Below are 19,735 nucleotides of genomic sequence, written 5' to 3'. Positions count from 1 at the left end.
GGCCGCTAAGCTTTCCTGCCCAGCACGGCGCGGATCGTCTCCTGCAGGTCGCCAGGAATCAGGATCGTCTTCGCGTTATGAGAATCGGCGAGCTTCGTCATCGCCAGGATGTATTTCTCGCCGAGCATGTAGCGCATCGGCCCTTCGTTGTCGCCGATCGCCTGGCTGACCCGCTTGATCGCCTCGGCGGACGCCTCGGCCAGCGTCACTTGCGCCTCGGCGTCGCGGCGCGCCGATTCGAGGCGCGCCTCGGCCTGCAGGATCATCGACTGCTTCTCGCCCTCGGATTTGGTCACCATCGCCTTCCTTTCGCGCTCCGCGGCGGCCTGCATCTCCATCGCCTTCTGCATCGATGGGCTGGGCTTGATGTCCTGGATCTCGACGGATTTGACCGTCAGCCCCCAGTCGATCGCTTCGTCGGCAATGCTCTCGCGTAACCTTGCCTTGATCTTGTCGCGGTTCGAGAGCGCCTCGTCGAGATTCATCTCGCCGATGATCGAGCGCAGCGTGGTCATGATCATGTTGCGGATCGCCTCGGCGAAGTCGGTCACCCCATAGACCGCTTTGATCGGATCGGTGACCTTGATGAAGGCGATCGCATTGGTGACGATCACCGCATTGTCACGCGTGATCACCTCCTGCTCCTGCACGTCGAGGATGATGTCCTTGGTGACGAGCTTGTAACGCACCTGATCCAGGTATGGAATGATGATGTTCAAGCCTGGGTGCAAGGTGCCGTGGTACTTGCCGAGCCGTTCGACGATCCACTCCTCTCCCTGCGGCACGATGCGGATGCCCTTGGCGAGCGTGATGCCGGTAAAGACCAGCAGCGCGACGACGAAGATCATCACATCCATCTCAAACCCTCCCGACTTTCAACAAACTGCCTTCGATCGCGAGCACCCGGACGCGTTCGCCGCTTTTGATTTCCTCGTCGGCAATGCAAACCCATACATCGTCGCCGAGCACCGGCTTCTGGAAACGCACCTTGCCCTTATGGAACGGCGCTACCTCATGCACCAGCACGCCGACCTCGCCAATCACGCCCGCATCGGCCATGCCAACCTTCGTCTTGTGCATGCCCGGCTTGAACACCTTGAACCAGGCCGCGACCAGCACCAGCGAGACGATCAGCCACAGCCCGAGCTGTGCGGTGAGCGTCAAATCGGCCAGCGCTACGGCCAATGCGACGACGAGCGCCCCGGCACCGAACCAGATCAGCACGAACGAGGGCACGACGAGCTCGGCGACGATCAACACGATGCCGCCCACCGCCCAGTGCCACCATGCAAGGTCCATAGCTTTTCCCCCGTCGTGCCGTCCCGGCAGCACCGACTTTACCCGAATTCTCGCTGGCGGCGCATCTCGAACAGGCACACCGCCGCCGCAGCGGCGACGTTGAGCGATTCGCTGTCCGGGGCGAGCGGAATCGTTGCGCGCTTCGTGGCCAAGGCCACGAGGTCGGGGGAGAGCCCCGCCCCCTCGTTGCCGAACAGCCATGCGGTCGGTTGAGAGAAATCGAGCGCATACAACGACTCGCCGCCATGTGCAACGGCTGCCAGCGACCGACCGGAAAAGCTTTGCACGAAAGCAGCGAGATCGACGTTCTCATGGATGGCGAGCGAAAAATGCGCACCCTGCGCGGCACGCAGCACGCGCTGCGTCCAGGCACCGGCGCAACCTGGGCCGAGCAGCACGTCGCGCACGCCGGCCGCTGCCGCGGTGCGCAGCAGCGTGCCGACATTGCCTGCATCCTGTATCGCGTCGAGCAGCAGACAGTCACCAGCCGTCCCCGTGCGCAAACTTGGAGCTGACGAGACGGCACCCCCGGCTTTCGTCACCTTCGGCACGGCAATGCGAGCCAGGATGCCGACTGGCGTCTTCAATTCGCTCACCTCACGGAACAGTGTGCTGCGCAGGCAAAGCACCGGAACGCCGGGAATGCGCACCAGCAGGGCGGCGATCTCGGGATGATCGAGGGCTTCTTCCGCCACGGCGACGAGCTCGGGAACCACGCCATGATCGAGCGCCGCGGCAACCAGATGAGGGCCCTCCAAGAGTGCGCGGCCTTCACGCTTCTGCCGTCGCGCGGTGACGGCGAGATCGTGCAGATCCTTGAACGTCGGATTGTCACGTGAGGTGATCGTCTTCATGCGAATAGCTCGAATTGGCGCACCGGCGCAAAGCTCTTGCGATGCGCTCGACAGGGCCCATGCGCGCGCAATGCCGCGAGATGTTCCGCGGTGCCGTAGCCCATGTGGCGATCGAAACCATATTGCGGATGGCGTGCGTGCAAGTCGAGCATGATGGCGTCGCGCGCCGTCTTGGCGAGGATCGAGGCGGCCGAGATCGATGCCACCGTGGCGTCGCCGCCGACGATCGCGCGGGCTGGGATGTCGAGCGATGGGCAGCGGTTGCCATCGATCAACACTTCGTGGGGCCGAATGGCCAGACCCGCGACCGCGCGCTGCATCGCCAGCAACGTCGCCTGCAGGATATTGAGCGTGTCGATTTCCTCGACGCTCGCTACCGCGACATGCCAGGCCAATGCCTTGGCGCGAATCGCATCGGCGAGCCTTGCCCGCTTGGCCGGCGTCAGTTTTTTCGAGTCGGCCAGACCATCGATGGGACGAGTTGGATCGAGGATCACCGCCGCGGCGACGACCGGGCCCGCCAAGGGCCCCCTGCCCGCTTCGTCGACACCGCAAATCATCGACGCTTTTCCAACAACGCCAGGATCGCCGTGGCCGCGCGTTCGGCGGTATTCTGACGCAGCGTTAGGTGCATCTCGGTAAAGCAGCGGGCCAGACGTTTTTCGACCTCCTCATCCTGGACGAGATTGCCGAGCGCCTGGGCGAGGTTCTCCGCTGTTGCATCGTGCTGCAGAAATTCCGGGACGACGAAACGGCCGGCGAGGATGTTGGGCAGGCCCACCCAGGGCAGATAGCCCATCCGTTTCATGATGCGCCACGACCAGTCGGACATGCGATAGGTGATGACATGCGGGGCCTTCCTCAGCGCTGCTTCGAGCGTCGCGGTGCCGCTGGCGACGAGGGCGCCATCACAGGCGGCGAGGGCATCCCGTGCATGACCGAACAGCAGGCGGATCGGCCACTCCTGTGCGCCCAGCCGCCACAGCGCGGTCTCGAACAAAAGGCGCGTTTCTCGCGAGACGAGGGGGACGAGAAAACGTGAGGTGGGAAAACGTTCGCGTAACAGACCGGCGGTACGGATGAACAGCTCGGCGTGATAACCGACTTCCGATTGGCGGCTGCCCGGCAACAGCGCAAAGACGGGGCCAGCGTCGGGAATCTCCAGAAGCTCACGCGCTGCGGCGCGGTCGACCTCGATGGGCAGCATATCGGCCAGCGGGTGCCCGACATAGACCACATCGAGACCGGTTTTTTCGTAAAGCGGCGGCTCGAAGGGAAACAGCGCCAGCAACTGGTCGCAGGCACGGGCGATTTTGCCGATACGTCCACGGCGCCAGGCCCACACCGATGGGCTGACGTAATGGACGGTGCAAACGCCGGCACGCTTCATGCGCGCTTCGAGCCAGAGATTGAAATCCGGTGCATCGACGCCGATGAAGACGTCGGGCCGCTCGGCGAGCAGGCGTTCGAGCAACTGCCTGCGGACGGCGGCGATGCGGCGATAATGCCGCAATACCTCCGCATAACCGCGCACCGCGAGGGTTTCCGCCGGCCACCAGGCGGTGAATCCGACACGCTGCATCTGCGGTCCACCGATGCCGACGAATTCGGCGTCGGGCAGGCGGCGCTGCAAGGCTTCGATCAGGTGTGCGGCCAGCAGGTCGCCCGACGCCTCGCCTGCCACCAGGGCAATACGCGTCATGGGAGATCAGCGAATGATGCCGCGTCCGGGTGTCGCGAGGAATTCGGCCAGCGGCGCGAGAGCCGCGACACCGGCTTGCGCTTCGGCGGCAATCGCCACGACCGCCTCGTCGAGCTTGAGACCGCTACGGTAGAGTGTCTTGTAGGCGCGACGGATGCTGGCAATCGTCTCTGGGGCGAAACCGCGTCGCCGCAAGCCTTCGCTGTTGATACCATGCGGCGCGGCCGGGTTGCCGGCGGCCATCACGTAGGGCGGGATGTCCTGCAGCACGACGCTGCCGACACCGGTGATGCAGTGCGCGCCGACGCGCACGAACTGATGCACGCCGGTATAACCGCCGAGGATCGCCCAGTCGCCGACATGCACATGGCCGGCGAGTTGCGCGTTGTTGGCGAAGATCGTGTGGTTGCCCACCTGGCAGTCATGGGCGATATGCACATAGGCCATGATCCAGTTGTCATTGCCAAGACGCGTCACGCCAGCATCCTGGACGGTGCCGCGATTGAAGGTGCAGAACTCGCGGATGGTGTTGCGGTCGCCGATTTCGAGCCGGGTCGGTTCATTGGCGTACTTCTTGTCCTGCGGCATCTCGCCGAGCGAAGAGAACTGGAAGATGCGGTTGTCGCGGCCGATGCGCGTCGGCCCGTTGATCACGACATGCGGACCGATCCAAGTGCCGTCGCCGATTTCGACCTCGGCGCCGATGATGGTGTAGGCGCCGACCGTGACGTTTTCGCCAAACTGCGCCTGCGGGTCGACGAGCGCAGTGGGGTGGATACTGACCGCCATCTCACTGTTCCGGCTGTCCCGGCTTTTCCAGCTTGCGCATCGTGCAGATCAGTTCCGCCTCGCAGGCGAGTTGGCCATCGACCCTGGCCTTGCCGGAAAACTTCCACATGCCGCGTTTATTGCCGAGGATGGTCACTTCGATGATCAGCTGATCGCCCGGTGTCACCGGTCGCTTGAAGCGTGCACCGTCGATGCCGACGAAATAATAGACGGCATCCGTCTCGGGCTTGCCATCCATCTTGCGGAACGACAGGATCGCCGCCGTCTGCGCCATCGCCTCGACGATCAATACGCCGGGCATCACCGGATGATGCGGATAATGGCCGGGGAAGAACGGCTCGTTCATGCTGACGTTCTTGAGGGCGACGATCCGTTCGCCCGGCACGATCTCGAGCACCCGATCGACCAGCAGGATCGGATAGCGGTGCGGCAGATATTCGAGGATCTGGTGGATGTCCATTGCGGTCGGGGCGTTCATCGGGCGTTCTCCAGTTCGGCGAGGCGTTTTTCGAGTGCGCGTATTTTATCGGCCAGCGCATTAAGATGCCGCAGATGGGCGAAGTTTTTCAGCCACTCGGCATGAGGTTGCAGGGGCACGGCGCCGGTGTAATGGCCTGGCGCGAGGATCGACTTGCCAACGAAGGTGCCGGCGGCGACATGAACGTCGTCCGCCAGCGTCAGATGGCCGATGATCATCGCCGCACCGCCGATGGTGCAGCGCGCGCCGATCTTCGTGCTGCCGGCGATGCCAACGCAGCCGGCGATCGCCGTGTGCCGGCCGATTTTCACGTTGTGCGCGATCTGGATCTGGTTGTCGAGCTTGACGCCATCCTCGATCACCGTATCCTCCAGCGCGCCACGGTCGATCGTCGTATTGGCGCCGATCTCGACGTCGTCGCCGATCACGACGCCGCCGCTCTGGGCGATCTTCACCCATGTCGCGCCGTCGGCCGCGAAGCCGAAACCATCTGCCCCGATCACCGCGCCCGAATGAACGATCACTCGTCGGCCGATGCGGCAACCGTGATAGACCGTCACATTGGGATACAGCCAGCTATCGTCACCAACCACTGCACCGGCGCCGATGCGGCAGTGCGCGCCGATGACGCAATTTTCACCGATCGCGACATCTGGACCGATCCAGGCCAGCGGACCGATCGCGCAGCTTGCCGGTACCGCCGATTCGACCACCGCACTCGGATGGATGCCCGGCGCCGGGCGCGGCACCTTCGCCAGCCATTGCGAGACGCGGGCGAAGTAGAGATAAGGCTGTACCGTGACGATCGCATCGACAGGACATTCCGCCGCAGCTTCGGGGGCGAGGATCACTGCGCCCGCACGCGTCGTCATGAGCTGACGGCGATACTTCGGATTCGCCAGAAAACTGAGTTGATCGGACGTCGCGTTTTCGAGCGTCGCCAACCCGCAGACGAGCCGCTGCGGGTCGCCTTTCAGCTCGCCGCCGAAACGGGCGACGATCTCGCCCAGGGTGCGTGGCGTTGCCACCTGTTGCTTGCCGTTACTTCGCAGCGGGCGCAGTCTCGTTGCTGAGCGCCTTGATCACCTTCTCGGTGATGTCGATGCGCGGGCTGAAATACACCGCCTCCTGGACGATCAGATCGAACTTCTCGGTTTCGGCGACCTGTTTGATGACCTTGTTGGCGCGCTCGAAAATTGCCGCCAGCTCCTCGTTCTGGCGCAGATTCAGATCCTCGCGGAATTCGCGCTGCTTGCGCTGGAATTCACGGTTCAGCTCGGCAAATTCGCGCTCTTTGCTGCGCCGCTCACTCTCGGCCATCGTCACGCCGTTCTTGTCGAGATTTTCCTGCAGCGCCTGCAGGCGCTTGGCCATTTGCTGCAGCTCCTGGTCGCGTGGCGCGAATTCCTTCTCGAGCTTTAGCTTGGCGCGCTTGGCCTGCGGCGATTCATTGACCACCCGCTGGCCATTGACGAAGCCGATCTTCACCGTTTCCGCGCGCGCGGGCGTGAAGGTCAGGGCCAGCAAAACCGGAGCAATAACCTGGATGATGCGATTCATGTTCTCTCCTGTGTCAGAAGACGGTCCCCATCTGGAACTGCAGTCGCTGCGTCTTGTCGCCCTCCTTGCGGTTGAGCGGCTGCGCCAGGCTGAACTTCAACGGGCCGAGCGGCGAGGACCAGGACAGCGAAAGCCCGGTGCTGTAGCGCAGGTCGCCGACGTTGAGCTTCTCGCCGACGCCCCATACCCAACCGGCATCGACGAAGGCACCGAGGCGGAAGGATTTGTCCTTGCCGCTGCCGGGCATCGGGAAGAGGAATTCGGCGTTCATCACCAGGCGCCGGTCACCACCGATGCGCTGGTCGGTATCGGTCGCATACGGATCGACCGGGCCGAGCGCTCCCGCCTTGAAACCGCGCACCGAGCCAACGCCACCGGCATAGTAATACTTATAGAACGGCAGCGGCTTGCTGCCGATGCCGCCTCCTTGGCCATATTCGCCATTGAGCATCAGCGTGTATTCGCGGCCGATCGGGAAAAAGCGCTGATATTGGAAATTGGCTCGGTAATAGCGCAGGCTGCCGCCCAGCCCCACCTCACCACTGACACGCGCGTTGTAGCCGGACATCGGGTAGATGATGCTGTCGAGCGTGTTCTTGGCCCAGCCGAGCGTGCCGATCGCGCCGGTGAATTTGCTGCCGTATTGGTCGAGGAAGCGCTGGATCGTCGGCGTCGTATAGCTCGTCGTCTTGATCTCGGTGCTGTCGACGGCGAGGCCGAAGTTGATCGTGTCGTCCTCGCCGATCGGAAAGCCATAACGGATGCCGCCACCCAGCGATTTCGTGGCATAGGTCGCCAGGCTCGTCAGCTTCGTGGTGTCGGTATCGCGCGCATAGACGTCGAAACCGCGGCTGACCCCATCGACCGTGTAATAGGGATCGGTATAGGAAAACGAATACAGCGTGTTGATCTTGCTGGTGTTGAAGCCGATGCCGACATGCTTGCCGCTGCCGAACAGGTTCTGCTGGTTGACCGAGCCGGAGAACACCAGCCCTTCGGAGCTCGACAGGCCGGCGCCGAGCATCAAATTGCCGGTGGGTTTTTCTTTGACATTCATCACCACGTCGACTTGGTCGGTGGTGCCCGGCACCGCAGGCGTCTCGACCGTCACCTCGTCGAAATAGCCGAGCCGGTCGACGCGGGTACGCGACTTGTTGATCTTCTCGCCGTCATACCAGGCGGCCTCCATCTGGCGCATCTCGCGGCGGATCACTTCGTCACGCGTGCGCGTGTTGCCCTGCACTTGGATGCGCCGCACATAGACGCGGCGGCCTGGATCGATGAACAACGTGAAGGCGACCTGTTTCTTTTCCTTGTCGAGCTCGGGCGCGGCATTCACGTTGGCGAAGGCATAGCCGTCGTTGCCGAGACGCTCGGCGATCGCCTTGGTGGTCGCGGTTACCTGCTCGCGCGAGAACAGGCTGCCGGGCTTGATCGTCACCAGTTTGAGTAGCTCGTCTTCCGGCAACAAGAGCTCGCCGGCAAGCTTGACCGATGACACCGTGTAGCGCTCACCCTCATTGATGTTGATCGTGATGTAGATGTCCTGCTTATCCGGCGTGATCATCACCTGCGTCGATTCGATGGTGAACTCGATGAAGCCGCGATCGAGATACCACGAACGCAGGGTTTCCAGGTCGGCCGAGAGCTTCTGCTTCGAATACTGATCGTTCTTGGTATACCAGGTCAGCCAGCCAGGGGTACGCAAGGTGAATTGCTCGAGCAGTTCCTTTTCCTTGAACGCCTTGGCGCCGACGATGTTGATCTGGCGGATCTTGGCGATGTCGCCTTCCTCGACCGCGAAGGTGATGCCGACGCGATTGCGCTCCAAGGGCGTGACCGTCGTCGTCACCTGCGCCGCATAGTAGCCCTGCGACAGATACTGGCGCTTCAGTTCCTGCTCGGCGCGCTCGACCAGCGAACGGTCGAAAATGCGCGATTCGGCAAGCCCCACTTCACGCAGACCCTTGCGCAACTGCTCCTTCTCGAACGCCTTGACGCCGATGAATTCGAGCGAGGCAATGGCCGGGCGTTCCTCGACCAACACCACCAGCACATTGCCTTCGACCTCGAGCCGCACGTCCTTGAAGAAGCCGGTGGCAAAAAGGGCCTTGATCGCCTGGGAGGCCTTCTCTTCGGTGAGCGTGTCGCCGACCTTGACCGGCAGATAGGAAAACACCGTGCCGGCCTCGGTGCGCTGGATGCCTTCGACACGGATGTCGTGCACCACGAAAGGTTCGAAGGCGGCAGCGCTCGTGGCCAGCATTGCCGCGATCAGACCCGCAAGTAAAGAACGTTTCATGCGTTGGCCGAAATCAGTCGGAAAGCAGTCGGAAAAAGTCGTTGTATAGGGCCAGCCCCATCAGCAATGCAAGCACGGTCAGACCGATTTGCTGGCCGATTGCCATGACGCGTTCCGAGAGCGGTTTCCCCTTGATCAGTTCGGCCAGATAATACATCAAGTGTCCGCCATCCAGCACCGGGATCGGCAGCAGGTTCAGCACGCCGAGACTGATGCTGATCAGCGCGAGGAAACGGAGATAGTGCTCGCCGCCCATGCGCGCAGACTGGCCGGCATAGTCGGCGATCGTCACCGGGCCCGAGACGTTGCGGATCGAGGCCTCGCCCTTGACCATGCGGCCGATCATGCGCAGCGACAGCGCCGCGGTATCCCAGGTCTGCGCAATGGCGCGCTCGAGCGCTTCGAGCGGCGCATAGCGCACCTTCACCAAAAACGCGCGGCGCGCCTCGGGGTCACTGCGCACGCCGATGCCGATCCGCGCCACCGGCTTGCCGCGCTCCTCGACCAGCGCGGGCGTCACGGCGACGCTGAGCCGCTCGCCGCCGCGTTCGATTTCGAGCGTCAGCACGCGTGCGCCGGCAGCACGGATCGTCGCCGCGACCTCCTGCCAGCCGGCCATCGGTTCGCCATCGATCGCGACGATGCGATCTCCGACCCGCAGACCGGCCCGCGCCGCCGGCGAATCCGGCTGCACGCTGCCGATCAGCGCTGGGAAATCGGGGGCCTTAAGCTTGAGGCCGAGGGCCGGCAGCACGTCGCCTTCCAGCGCCGATGAAGGCAACCGGGCCAGATCGAAGCGATGAAAATTGATGTTGCCATGTGCATCGATGGTTTCGAGCACGATCGCATCGCGCTCCAGCACATGACGCAGGATTTCCCAGCGCAGCTCACTCCAGGTCGCCACCGCTTTGCCATTGATGCTGCGTGCCGTCTCGCCAGCCCCGACTTTCGCCTCTGCCGCCAAGGTGTTTTCAGGCGGGGCGGCGAGGATCGGCCGCGGTTCCTCGACGCCGCTCGTAAACAGCGCGGCATAAAGCGCCACGGCGAGCAGCAGGTTGGCGAATGGCCCGGCAACGACGATGAATGCGCGCCGGGCGAGACTTTGGCGATTGAAGGCGCGCGAAAGCTCATCGGCCGGCACCTCGCCCTCGTGTTCGTCGAGCATCTTGACGTAACCGCCGAGCGGAAACGCGGCGATCTGCCATTCGGTGGCATCGCGGCCGAAACGCCATGTCAGGAGCGGCCGTCCGAAACCGATCGAAAAACGCAGGATCTTGACGTTGCATAGCCGCGCGGCCCAATAGTGGCCCAGCTCATGCACGACGATCAGCACCCCCAGCGCCAGCAGGAAAGCGCCGAGCGTCCCGAAAATGCCCGAGGAATTCATGCCCGGCAGCGTTGCAGCATTTCGCTCGCGATGTTGCGCGCATGCGCATCAGTGGCGAGGATCGCGGCGAGATCGGGCATTTCCTCGACCGGGATCGCGTCCAGCGTCGCACCGATCACCTCACTGATGCCGAGGAAGGGCAACTGGCCGTCGAGGAAGGCGGCGACCGCCACTTCGTTGGCGGCATTGAGCACGGTCGCTGCATTGCCGCCCGCGGCGAGCGCGCGATAGGCCAGGCCGAGGCAAGGGAAGCGTTCGAGATCGGGGCGCTCGAAATCGAGCCGCGCGATCGCCGGCAGATCGAGCGGCGCCACCCCCGCGGCGACGCGTTCCGGCCAGGCGAGCGCATGGGCGATCGGCGTACGCATGTCCGGATTACCCAGCTCGGCGAGCACCGAGCCATCGATGTATTGCACCAGCGAATGGATCACGCTCTGTGGATGGACGACCACCTCGATCTGCTCTGGCGCCAGACCGAACAGCCAATGCGCCTCGATCACTTCGAGGCCCTTGTTCATCAGCGTCGCCGAATCGACCGAGATCTTGCGGCCCATCGACCAGTTCGGATGGGCGCAGGCGGCCTCTGGGGTCACCGCACGCAGCGCCTCGTGCGGCGTGGTGCGAAACGGTCCGCCCGAGGCGGTGAGCAGGATGCGGCTCACGCCCGCGCGCGCAGGCTGGCCGGCATAGTCGGCCGGCAGCGACTGGAACACCGCATTGTGCTCGGAATCGATCGGCAGCAGGGTGGCGCGATGCGCCTTGACTTCGGCCATGAACAGCTGGCCGGCCATCACCAGCGCTTCCTTGTTCGCCAGCAGCACCTGTTTTCCTGCGCGCACTGCGGCGAGCGTCGGCATCAGCCCCGCGGCGCCGACGATCGCGGCCATCACCGCATCGACTTCCGGCAGCGCGGCGACGAATTCGAGCGCCTGCGGGCCGGCCAACACCTCGGTAGCCACGCCGGCATCGCTTAGCCTTGCGCCCACCGCGGCAGCATCCTCGGGCCGACCGACCACCGCATAGCGCGGCCGATGCTGCAGGCATTGCTGGTAGAGCACTTCGATGCGGCTGTTGCCGGTCAGCGCCACGACCTGGAAGCGATCCGGATGTCGCGCGACGACGTCGAGCGTGGAAACACCGATCGAGCCGGTCGCGCCGAGAACCGTGAGCTTCTTCATGCCGAAAGGAAATGCAGACCGAGCGCGACGAGCGGCAGCGTCGACAGCTGGCTGTCGATGCGGTCGAGGATGCCGCCATGACCCGGCAACAACTGGCTGCTGTCCTTGACGCCCGCCTGGCGCTTGGCGAGCGACTCGAACAGATCGCCGACGATCGACAGTGCGGTGATGATGAGCAGGCAGCCGGCCAGCACGAACCGGTCGAGGTTTTGCACGGCCGGCAGCAGTGGTGCGACCGCGAAACCATAGACCAGAACGCCGATCAGCGCTCCGGCCACGCCCTCCCAGGTTTTCCCCGGGCTGATGCTCGGTGCGAGCTTGTGCCGACCGAAGGCGCGGCCGCTGAAATAGGCCGCGATGTCGGCGACCCAGACCAGCGCCATCACCGCCAGCAACAGGACTGGGCTGCGCGCATGCAAGGCGACCAGGGCCGCCCAGGCCGGCAGGATCAGCACCAGGCCAAGCGTGGCGCAGGCGGTAGGCCATTGCCACTTCAGCCACAACGGCGCAACGCCAAGCCAGAACAGTGTGGCAAGCCCCCAGAGGAGCCGAAAACCGTCTTCGGGCCGCGTCCAGAACAGCAGACACAGCCCGAAGGCGAGTAGCCCGAAGGCGATGCGCCCGCGGAGCGGGGCTTGCATCAGGCCGGCCCATTCCCAGGCGGCCATTGCGGCCACCAGTGCGAACGTCATCCCCGCCAGTCGCGGCGGCAGCAAAAACAAGACGGCCAGAAAAGCGGCGACGAGGAACAGCGCGGTGATGATTCGCGCTTTAAGCATTGGTTGAAGTCGGCGCTGGCGCAACGGCAGTGCCCGTGGCGGAGAGTAGCTGCTCGCTGGTGCGCCCGAAACGGCGTTCGCGTTTGCGGTAGCTTTCGATCGCGGCATCGAGCGCCGCGGCGTCGAAATCGGGCCAGAACGTGTCCGTGAAATACAGCTCGGTGTAAGCGAGCTGCCAGAGCAGGAAATTGCTGATGCGCTGCTCACCGCCGGTGCGGATGAACAGGTCCGGCTCCGGCGCGTAGCTCATCGCCAAAAACGGCTCCAGATCCCCCTCGCCATAGTTGCCGGCCTTTTCAGGAAAGGCGAGCGCCAGGCCATTGACCGCTTGCATCATATCCCAACGGCCGCCGTAGTTGGCGGCGATCGTCAAGGTGAGGCGCTTGTTTTCCGCGGTCAGGTTTTCGCCGCGGCGGATCAGGTCGATCAGACGCGGCTCGAAAGCGGCCAGATCGCCGATGACGCGCAGACGCACGCCGTTTTGGTGCAGCTTGCCGACCTCGCGTTCCAGCGCCGCCATGAACAGGTTCATCAGGAAGCCGACTTCCTCGGGGGGACGACGCCAGTTTTCCGAGCTGAAGGCGAACAGCGTCAGATATTCGATGCCGCGCTCGATCGAGGCGGCGACGATGCGGCGCACCGCCTCGAGGCCCTGCTTGTGGCCGGCGACGCGCGGCAATAGACGCTGCTTCGCCCAGCGCCCGTTGCCATCCATGATGATCGCCAGATGGCGCGGAACGCTGCGCGGTGCCGGGATGCTGCGCGTCGTGCTGGAAAACATCGTGCGGCTCACAGCGACGGCCTAGACGGCCATCAGGTCCTTTTCCTTTTCGGCGAGCAGCTTGTCGATCTCGGCGACATACTTGTCGGTGAGCTTCTGCACCTCGTCCTGCGCGCGCCGTTCCTCGTCTTCGGAAATCTCGTGCTTCTTGAGCGCATCCTTGAGATGGGTGATCGCATCGCGGCGCAGGTTGCGCACCGCCACCTTGGCGGTCTCACCTTCGTGGCGCACCACTTTGATCAGATCACGGCGCCGTTCCTCGGTGAGCATCGGCATCGGCACGCGCAGCAAATCGCCCTGTGCCGAAGGATTGAGGCCGAGGTCGGATTCGCGGATCGCCTTTTCGATCTTCGGCCCCATGCCCTTTTCCCAGGGTTGTACGCCGATGGTGCGGGCATCGAGCAAGGTGACGTTCGCCACCTGGTTGATCGGCACCAGGCTGCCGTAATAATCGACCATCACGTGATCGAGCAGGCCGGTGTGCGCGCGGCCGGTGCGCACCTTGGCCAAATCGGCCTTCAGCGCCTCGACACTCTTCTGCATCTTGTGTTCGGTGGTTTTCTTCAGTTCCGCAATGATCATGGAAAACTCCCGCTTGGCAACTCAGCAATGCACCAGCGTGCCCTCGTCTTCGCCCATCACGACACGCTGCAAGGCGCCGGGCTTGAAGATCGAGAACACGTTGATCGGCAGCTTCTGGTCGCGGCACAGCGCAAACGCCGTGGCATCCATCACGGCGAGATTGCGGCCGATCGCCTCGTCGAAGCTGATCTTCGTGTAGCGAATCGCGGCCGGATCCTTCTTCGGATCGGCGCTATAGACGCCATCGACCTTGGTGGCTTTCAAGACCATCTCGGCGCCGATCTCCGAGCCGCGCAGCGCCGCCGCGGTATCGGTGGTGAAGAACGGATTGCCGGTGCCGCCGCCGAAGATCACCACCTTGCCTTCTTCGAGATAGCGGATCGCTTTGCCGCGGATGTAGGGCTCGACGACTTGTTCGATGGTCAGTGCCGATTGCACGCGCGCATTCATACCCGCCTGGCGCATCGCATCGGCGAGCGCCATCGCATTCATCACCGTGGCCAGCATGCCGATGTAGTCCGCGGTGGCGCGATCCATGCCGGCGGAAGCCCCGGCCATGCCACGGAAGATGTTACCGCCGCCGATCACCACGCCGATCTCGACACCGAGATCGACGACCGCCTTCACTTCATTGACGATGCGCCAGAGCGTCTCGCGATTGATGCCATAGGCATCATCGCCCATCAACGCCTCGCCGGAGAGCTTGAGCAGGATGCGACGGTAATGCGGTGCGGCGGCGGGCATGATGCTGCTTACTTCTTCGCCGCAGCCGCCTGTGCCGCCACCTCGGCAGCGAAGTCGGATTGCTTCTTCTCGATGCCCTCGCCGACGATGTAGAGCGCAAAGCCATTCACCGTCGCGCCCTTGCTCTTCAGCAGCTCAGCGATGGTCTGCTTGCCATCCTCGGCCTTGACGAACACCTGACCGAGCAGCGTGACGTCCTTGAGGAACTTCTGCACCGTGCCTTCGGCGATCTTTTCGAGCATCGCTTCGGGCTTACCGGCCTCGCGCGCCTTCTCGATCGCGATGCGGCGCTCGGTCTCGATGAGCTCGGCCGGCACGCCGGAAGCATCCAGCGCCTTGGGCTTGGAGGCGGCGATGTGCATCGCGATGTCCTTGGCCATCTGATCGTCGCCGCCGCTGACATCGACCAGCACGCCGATCTTGGCGCCGCCATGCACATAGGCGGCGAGCTTGCCTTCCGCCTCGATGCGCGTAAAGCGGCGGATCGTCATGTTCTCGCCGATCTTGCCGACCAGCGCGGCGCGCGTATCTTCGACCGTCCCCTCACCGAGCGGCAACGCGGAGAGCGCCGCGACGTCAGCCGGGTTGTTCTTGGCCACCAGCTCGGCGCAGCTCTTGGCGAGCGCGATAAATTCCTCGTTCTTGGCGACGAAGTCGGTTTCGGAGTTCACTTCCACCATCGCGCCCAGCTTGCCGTCGGCTGACAGATACAGGCCGATCACACCCTCGGCGGCGATGCGGGCCGCCGCCTTGGTTGCCTTGTTGCCGAGCTTGACGCGCAGGATCTCCTCGGCCTTGGCCATGTCGCCACCCGCCTCGGTCAGCGCCTTCTTGCATTCCATCATCGGCGCATCGGTCTTCTCGCGCAGCGCCTTGACCATGCTCGCGGTAATTTCAGCCATGCTCATCTTCCCTTCGCTCACTCTTCCGTTTCTTCTTCTGCAACCTCGACGAACTCATCGTCGCCGGCCAGCTGTTGCACCACCTCGTCGATCGCCTGATTCCTGCCTTCCAGAATGGCATCGGCCGCACCGCGCGCATAGAGGCGGATCGCACGCGAGGAATCGTCGTTACCCGGGATCACGTAGTCGATGCCGATCGGGCTGTGGTTGGTATCGACCACGCCGACGATCGGGATGTCGAGCTTGTTGGCCTCGGTGACGGCGATCTTGTGATAGCCGACGTCGATGACGAACAGCGCATCCGGCAGCGCGTTCATTTCCTTGATGCCGCCGAGGCTCTTCTGCAGCTTGGCGAGCTCGCGCGTCATCATCAGGGCCTCCTTCTTGTTCATCTTCTCGAGCGTGCCATCCTCGACCATCTGCTCCATTTCCTTGAGCCTTTTGAGCGACTGCTTGACGGTCTTGAAGTTGGTGAGCATACCGCCCAGCCAGCGCTCATCGACATAGGGCATGCCACAGCGCTGCGCCTCTTCGGCGACGATCTCGCGCGCCTGGCGCTTGGTACCGACGAACAGCACGGTGCCCTTCTTCGCTGCCAGCTTCTTCAAAAAGTCCATCGCCTCGTTGTATTTGACGAGAGTCTTTTCGAGGTTGATGATGTGGATCTTGTTGCGATGGCCGAAAATGTAGGGGGCCATCTTGGGGTTCCAGAAACGGGTCTGGTGGCCGAAATGCACGCCGGCCTCCAGCATCTGACGCATGGTAGTGCTCATTTGGATCGATCTCCGATATGGGTTGGTCCGCCACCCGGCCAGTCTTTCAAGCGCAAGGCACCCATTCGGCGCCGGGTGTGTGAATTTTGTCCTGCGCAAAGCAAAACAAGCGGCGGATTATAAATGGATTGCATGCCGTGCAGCAAGCGCCGGATGCGGTTGGATTTTCGCTGGCGGCGGCGGGTTAGAATCGGCAGGCCCGACATCTCCGACAGAGAAACATGAGCGTCACGATCAAGACCCCGGAAGAAATCGAAAAGATGCGCATCGCCGGCCGGCTCGCCGGCGAAGTGCTCGACTACATCGAGCCCTTCGTCAAGCCCGGCGTCACCACCGAGGAGCTCGACCGGCTGTGCCACGATTACATGGTCAAGGTGCAAGGCTGCATCCCCGCGCCGCTCAATTACGCACCGCCCGGTTATGTGCCTTATCCGAAGTCCATCTGCGCTTCCGTCAATCACCAGGTCTGCCACGGCGTGCCGAATGACCGGCCGCTGAAGAAGGGCGACATCGTCAATCTCGACATCACGACGATCAAGGACGGCTGGCATGGCGACACCTCCCGGATGTTCGTCGCCGGTGGCCTGGAGGCCGCCTCGATCCTCGCCAAGCGGCTGATCCGCATCACGCACGAGTGTCTGTGGCTGGGCATCGCCGCCGTGCGCCCGGGTGCGCATCTGGGCGACATCGGCGCGGCGATCCAGCGCCATGCCGAAGCGAACGGCTTTTCGGTGGTGCGCGAATTCTGCGGCCACGGCATCGGCCGCAAGTTCCACGAAGAGCCGCAAGTGCTCCATTACGGCAAGCGCGGCGATGGCCTGCGCCTCGAGCCCGGCATGGTGTTTACGATCGAGCCGATGATCAATGCGGGCAAGGCGGCGATCTCCGAGCTGCCCGACGGCTGGACGATCGTCACCAAGGATCGCAGCCTTTCCGCCCAATGGGAACACACCGTCGCCGTCACCGAAACCGGCGTCGAAGTGCTGACGCTCTCGGCTGGCGCGCCACCGAATCCGTTTCAGTCTTGAGTCGCTCCCGGCCTCGCTGCCCCTCCCCGTCGGCCGATCCGATCGCCAGCTGCCGCGAGCGACTCAGCCAAGGACGCGCTGCGCTCGAGCAGCATTATCTCGCCGGCGGCCATCCGGCCGCACTGCTGCGCGGCACGGCACGGCTGGTGGATCGAGTGCTGCGCCATCTCTGGCGGAGCGCCGGCATCGACCGGCGGCTCGCCCTCGTCGCGGTCGGCGGTTACGGACGCGGCGAGCTTTATCCAGCCTCGGACGTCGATCTTCTGATCCTGCTGCCAGCGGGCGCCGAGGAAGGCCCAGCGCCGCAATTGGAAGCATTCATCGGCATGCTCTGGGACATCGGCCTCGAAATCGGTCACAGCGTGCGTACCATCGAGCAATGTCTGGAAGCCGCCGGGCGCGACATCACGGTGCAGACCGCCTTACTCGAAGCGCGCTTCCTGTGCGGCGCACGCACGTTGTTCGAGCGTTTCCAGAGCGCCTTTGCAGCGCAGTTCGATTCCCTCGCTTTTTTCCGTGCGAAGCGTCTCGAACAGGAAGAACGCTACGCGAAATACAACGACACGCCCTACGCACTCGAGCCCAATTGCAAGGAGCATCCGGGCGGCTTACGTGATCTGCAGATCATCCTCTGGGTCGGGCGCGCGGCGACCGGAGCCATCGGCTGGCAGGCGCTCGCCCGCCAGGGGCTTGTCTCGGCGATCGAAGCACGGCAACTGGCGGGTACGGAGAACTTCCTGCGCCGCGTGCGGATCGGTTTGCACCTGATCGCTCGCCGGCGCGAGGATCGCTTGCTGTTCGACCATCAGGGGGCGCTCGCCGCGCTGCTCGGCTGCAAGGCCACCGCCAACCGCCGCGCTGCCGAAGTGCTGATGCAGCGCTATTACCGTAATGCCAAGCGCATCACGCAGCTCAATACCCTGATCCTGCTCGATCTGGCGGCGCGGCTGGAACGGCACCCCCCCGCCGCCGCCATCCCGATCGACGCCGATTTCCAGATCGATCAAGATCTGCTCGACATCCGCCGCGATGATTTGTTCGAGCGCAAACCGGGCGCGCTGCTGACGAGCTTTTGGCTGCTCTCGCAGCGGCCGGAACTGAAGGGCATGACGCCGCGCTGTCTGCGCGCGCTGTGGCATGCGCGCCACCGCATCGACGCCGCCTTTCGCCACGACCCGGCCAACTGTGAGCGCTTTTTGGCGCTGTTCAAAGCGCAGCGCGGTTTGACCCACCAGCTGCGGCGCATGAACCAGTTCGACATCCTCGGCGCTTATCTACCGGCCTTCGGACGCATCGTCGGGCGCATGCAGCACGACCTGTTCCATGTCTATACCGTCGATCAGCACATCCTGCAGGTAGTGCGCAACCTGCGCCGCCTCTCGCTGCCCGAATTCGCCCACGAGTACCCGGAGCACTCGAGCCTGATGGCCGGCTTTCCGGAACGCTGGCGGCTGTATCTCGCCGCATTGTTCCACGACATCGCCAAGGGACGCGGCGGCGACCACTCGAAGCTCGGCATGCGCGATGCGCGACGTTTCTGCCGTGCCCACGGCCTCGGCAAGGACGATACGGCGCTGATCGTGTTTCTCGTCGAGCATCATTTGACGATGTCGCTGTTTGCACAAAAGCGCGATCTCACCGATCCGGAAACGATCCGGCGCTTTGCCGCGATCGTGGCCACGGAAGAGCGACTGACCGCACTGTATCTGCTCACCGTCTGCGACATCCGCGGCACCGGCCCGAAGGTGTGGAACCCATGGAAGGCCAAGCTGCTCGAAGACCTCTACCGGCTGACGCGTCCGCTGCTCACTGGCGAGCGCCACACGCCGACCGGCGTCGAGGAACGCCAGGCAGAAGCGCGCAACCGGCTGCGCTTGCGTGGCCTGCGCCCCGGCATCGAGGACGCCTTGTGGCGCGAGCTCGACACTGCCTACTTCCTCCGTCACGACGGCGACGAGATCGCCTGGCACACCCAGCAGCTCTATCACCGTCTGGCGCCCGCTAGGCCGCTGGTGAAGGCGCGCATCAATCCCGCCGGCGCCGGTTTGCAGGCGATGATCTACGTGCAGGATCAACCGGAGCTGTTCGCCCGCATCTGCGGCTTTTTCGCCCGCCTCGGTTTCACGATCGTCGATGCGAAGATCCACACCACGCGTCATGGTTACGCGCTCGACAGCTTCGCGCTGCTCGATCCGGAGCATCAGATGCCCTACCGCGACATGCTGAGCTTCATCGAGCACGAACTTTCCGACGAGCTCACCCGGCTGCCACCGCTGGCGCCGCCGCCGCGCGCCCGGCTATCGCGCCGCGCGCGGCACATGCCGCTCGCTCCGGAAGTGTCGATCCGCAGCGCCGAAGATGGCCGTCATCATCTGCTGTCGCTGGTCGCCGCCGACCGCACCGGATTGCTCTATGCGATCGCCCGCGTGCTGGCGCGGCACGGTATCGCGGTACATGGCGCGAAGATCATGACGCTCGGCGAGCGCGTCGAGGACACCTTCCTGATCAGCGGCGCGGAGCTCGGCCAGACCGCCTCGCTGGTGCAGTTGGAGCAGGAGTTGCTCGACACGCTGAAGATCTGAAACTCGGCGCTGGCA

The 19,735-nt window shown here is 63.8% G+C and carries 20 protein-coding genes; 2 read left to right on the top strand and 18 right to left on the bottom strand.

Going from position 1 to position 19,735, the window contains the following annotated elements; all coding sequences use genetic code 11:
* Positions 1-5 precede the first annotated feature (5 nt).
* From EL335_RS04585 to rpsB, 18 genes are read right to left on the bottom strand one after another with little or no spacing between them, the layout of a single operon-like run.
* Entirely contained in the window at positions 6-857 is an 852-nt protein-coding gene (locus EL335_RS04585) for an SPFH domain-containing protein (protein ID WP_126444533.1), read from the bottom strand.
* A 1-nt stretch (position 858) separates the two neighbouring features.
* A complete protein-coding gene (locus tag EL335_RS04580) occupies positions 859-1,299 on the bottom strand; it encodes an NfeD family protein (RefSeq protein WP_126444531.1) in 441 nt (146 codons plus the stop codon).
* A gap of 38 nt (positions 1,300-1,337) precedes the next feature.
* A complete protein-coding gene (locus EL335_RS04575; RefSeq protein WP_126444529.1) occupies positions 1,338-2,153 on the bottom strand; it encodes a TrmH family RNA methyltransferase in 816 nt (271 codons plus the stop codon).
* On the bottom strand, positions 2,150-2,713 hold the full coding sequence (gene rnhB, locus EL335_RS04570) for a ribonuclease HII (protein WP_126444527.1): 564 nt from the start codon (positions 2,711-2,713) through the stop codon (positions 2,150-2,152). Before rnhB ends, EL335_RS04575 begins: the two co-directional genes overlap by 4 nt.
* Complete coding sequence (gene lpxB, locus EL335_RS04565; RefSeq protein WP_126444525.1) at positions 2,710-3,855, bottom strand: lipid-A-disaccharide synthase; 1,146 nt, start codon at positions 3,853-3,855, stop codon at positions 2,710-2,712. The genes rnhB and lpxB overlap by 4 nt, the downstream gene beginning before the upstream one ends.
* 6 nt (positions 3,856-3,861) lie before the next feature.
* A complete protein-coding gene (lpxA, locus tag EL335_RS04560) occupies positions 3,862-4,644 on the bottom strand; it encodes an acyl-ACP--UDP-N-acetylglucosamine O-acyltransferase (RefSeq protein WP_126444523.1) in 783 nt (260 codons plus the stop codon).
* A gap of 1 nt (position 4,645) precedes the next feature.
* A complete protein-coding gene (fabZ, locus tag EL335_RS04555) occupies positions 4,646-5,122 on the bottom strand; it encodes a 3-hydroxyacyl-ACP dehydratase FabZ (RefSeq protein ID WP_284155449.1) in 477 nt (158 codons plus the stop codon).
* Positions 5,119-6,150, bottom strand: coding sequence for a UDP-3-O-(3-hydroxymyristoyl)glucosamine N-acyltransferase (lpxD, locus tag EL335_RS04550; RefSeq protein WP_126444521.1), 1,032 nt, complete (start codon positions 6,148-6,150; stop codon positions 5,119-5,121). Before lpxD ends, fabZ begins: the two co-directional genes overlap by 4 nt.
* Positions 6,151-6,163: 13 nt before the next feature.
* Entirely contained in the window at positions 6,164-6,682 is a 519-nt protein-coding gene (locus tag EL335_RS04545; protein ID WP_126444519.1) for an OmpH/Skp family outer membrane protein, read from the bottom strand.
* A 13-nt stretch (positions 6,683-6,695) separates the two neighbouring features.
* Positions 6,696-8,984, bottom strand: a complete 2,289-nt coding sequence (bamA, locus tag EL335_RS04540) for an outer membrane protein assembly factor BamA (RefSeq protein WP_126444517.1) — start codon at positions 8,982-8,984, stop codon at positions 6,696-6,698.
* 13 nt (positions 8,985-8,997) lie between these two features.
* On the bottom strand, positions 8,998-10,371 hold the full coding sequence (gene rseP, locus EL335_RS04535) for an RIP metalloprotease RseP (RefSeq protein ID WP_126444515.1): 1,374 nt from the start codon (positions 10,369-10,371) through the stop codon (positions 8,998-9,000).
* Positions 10,368-11,549 (bottom strand): 1-deoxy-D-xylulose-5-phosphate reductoisomerase, encoded by a 1,182-nt coding sequence (gene ispC / locus EL335_RS04530; protein WP_126444513.1) that lies wholly within the window; start codon positions 11,547-11,549, stop codon positions 10,368-10,370. The genes rseP and ispC overlap by 4 nt, the downstream gene beginning before the upstream one ends.
* Entirely contained in the window at positions 11,546-12,328 is a 783-nt protein-coding gene (locus tag EL335_RS04525) for a phosphatidate cytidylyltransferase (protein WP_126444511.1), read from the bottom strand. The genes ispC and EL335_RS04525 overlap by 4 nt, the downstream gene beginning before the upstream one ends.
* Positions 12,321-13,109 carry a polyprenyl diphosphate synthase gene (gene uppS / locus EL335_RS04520; RefSeq protein ID WP_126444509.1) on the bottom strand — a complete coding sequence of 263 codons (789 nt, stop codon included), beginning with the start codon at positions 13,107-13,109 and terminating at the stop codon, positions 12,321-12,323. The genes EL335_RS04525 and uppS overlap by 8 nt, the downstream gene beginning before the upstream one ends.
* Positions 13,110-13,130: 21 nt before the next feature.
* Entirely contained in the window at positions 13,131-13,688 is a 558-nt protein-coding gene (frr, locus tag EL335_RS04515) for a ribosome recycling factor (protein WP_126447687.1), read from the bottom strand.
* A gap of 24 nt (positions 13,689-13,712) precedes the next feature.
* Positions 13,713-14,435: a UMP kinase gene (pyrH, locus tag EL335_RS04510; RefSeq protein ID WP_126444507.1), complete on the bottom strand. Its 723-nt coding sequence runs from the start codon at positions 14,433-14,435 to the stop codon at positions 13,713-13,715.
* 8 nt (positions 14,436-14,443) lie between these two features.
* Positions 14,444-15,337: a translation elongation factor Ts gene (gene tsf, locus EL335_RS04505; RefSeq protein ID WP_126444505.1), complete on the bottom strand. Its 894-nt coding sequence runs from the start codon at positions 15,335-15,337 to the stop codon at positions 14,444-14,446.
* A 17-nt stretch (positions 15,338-15,354) separates the two neighbouring features.
* A complete protein-coding gene (gene rpsB, locus EL335_RS04500; protein WP_126444503.1) occupies positions 15,355-16,110 on the bottom strand; it encodes a 30S ribosomal protein S2 in 756 nt (251 codons plus the stop codon).
* A gap of 221 nt (positions 16,111-16,331) precedes the next feature.
* Here rpsB and map point away from each other — a divergent pair, with 221 nt between their 5' ends.
* Positions 16,332-17,138: a type I methionyl aminopeptidase gene (gene map / locus EL335_RS04495; RefSeq protein ID WP_126444501.1), complete on the top strand. Its 807-nt coding sequence runs from the start codon at positions 16,332-16,334 to the stop codon at positions 17,136-17,138.
* A complete protein-coding gene (locus EL335_RS04490) occupies positions 17,135-19,720 on the top strand; it encodes a [protein-PII] uridylyltransferase (protein WP_284155448.1) in 2,586 nt (861 codons plus the stop codon). Before map ends, EL335_RS04490 begins: the two co-directional genes overlap by 4 nt.
* Positions 19,721-19,735 lie beyond the last annotated feature (15 nt).

The sequence above is a fragment of the Sulfuricystis multivorans genome (assembly GCF_003966565.1).
Taxonomy (GTDB): Bacteria; Pseudomonadota; Gammaproteobacteria; order Burkholderiales; family Rhodocyclaceae; genus Sulfuricystis; species Sulfuricystis multivorans.
The sequence above is the reverse complement of the archived record's forward strand: the minus strand, read 5'-3'. Positions and strand labels throughout refer to the sequence as shown.

Bases quoted from the DNA above. Each gene is read 5' to 3' on its own strand.
- EL335_RS04585 (WP_126444533.1), bottom strand. From the start codon at position 857: ATGGATGTGATGATCTTCGTCGTCGCGCTGCTGGTCTTTACCGGCATC.
- EL335_RS04580 (WP_126444531.1), bottom strand. From the start codon at position 1,299: ATGGACCTTGCATGGTGGCACTGGGCGGTGGGCGGCATCGTGTTGATC.
- EL335_RS04575 (WP_126444529.1), bottom strand. From the start codon at position 2,153: ATGAAGACGATCACCTCACGTGACAATCCGACGTTCAAGGATCTGCAC.
- rnhB (WP_126444527.1), bottom strand. From the start codon at position 2,713: ATGATTTGCGGTGTCGACGAAGCGGGCAGGGGGCCCTTGGCGGGCCCG.
- lpxB (WP_126444525.1), bottom strand. From the start codon at position 3,855: ATGACGCGTATTGCCCTGGTGGCAGGCGAGGCGTCGGGCGACCTGCTG.
- lpxA (WP_126444523.1), bottom strand. From the start codon at position 4,644: ATGGCGGTCAGTATCCACCCCACTGCGCTCGTCGACCCGCAGGCGCAG.
- fabZ (WP_284155449.1), bottom strand. From the start codon at position 5,122: ATGAACGCCCCGACCGCAATGGACATCCACCAGATCCTCGAATATCTG.
- EL335_RS04545 (WP_126444519.1), bottom strand. From the start codon at position 6,682: ATGAATCGCATCATCCAGGTTATTGCTCCGGTTTTGCTGGCCCTGACC.
- bamA (WP_126444517.1), bottom strand. From the start codon at position 8,984: ATGAAACGTTCTTTACTTGCGGGTCTGATCGCGGCAATGCTGGCCACG.
- rseP (WP_126444515.1), bottom strand. From the start codon at position 10,371: ATGAATTCCTCGGGCATTTTCGGGACGCTCGGCGCTTTCCTGCTGGCG.
- ispC (WP_126444513.1), bottom strand. From the start codon at position 11,549: ATGAAGAAGCTCACGGTTCTCGGCGCGACCGGCTCGATCGGTGTTTCC.
- EL335_RS04525 (WP_126444511.1), bottom strand. From the start codon at position 12,328: ATGCTTAAAGCGCGAATCATCACCGCGCTGTTCCTCGTCGCCGCTTTT.
- uppS (WP_126444509.1), bottom strand. From the start codon at position 13,109: ATGTTTTCCAGCACGACGCGCAGCATCCCGGCACCGCGCAGCGTTCCG.
- pyrH (WP_126444507.1), bottom strand. From the start codon at position 14,435: ATGCCCGCCGCCGCACCGCATTACCGTCGCATCCTGCTCAAGCTCTCC.
- tsf (WP_126444505.1), bottom strand. From the start codon at position 15,337: ATGGCTGAAATTACCGCGAGCATGGTCAAGGCGCTGCGCGAGAAGACC.
- rpsB (WP_126444503.1), bottom strand. From the start codon at position 16,110: ATGAGCACTACCATGCGTCAGATGCTGGAGGCCGGCGTGCATTTCGGC.
- map (WP_126444501.1), top strand. From the start codon at position 16,332: ATGAGCGTCACGATCAAGACCCCGGAAGAAATCGAAAAGATGCGCATC.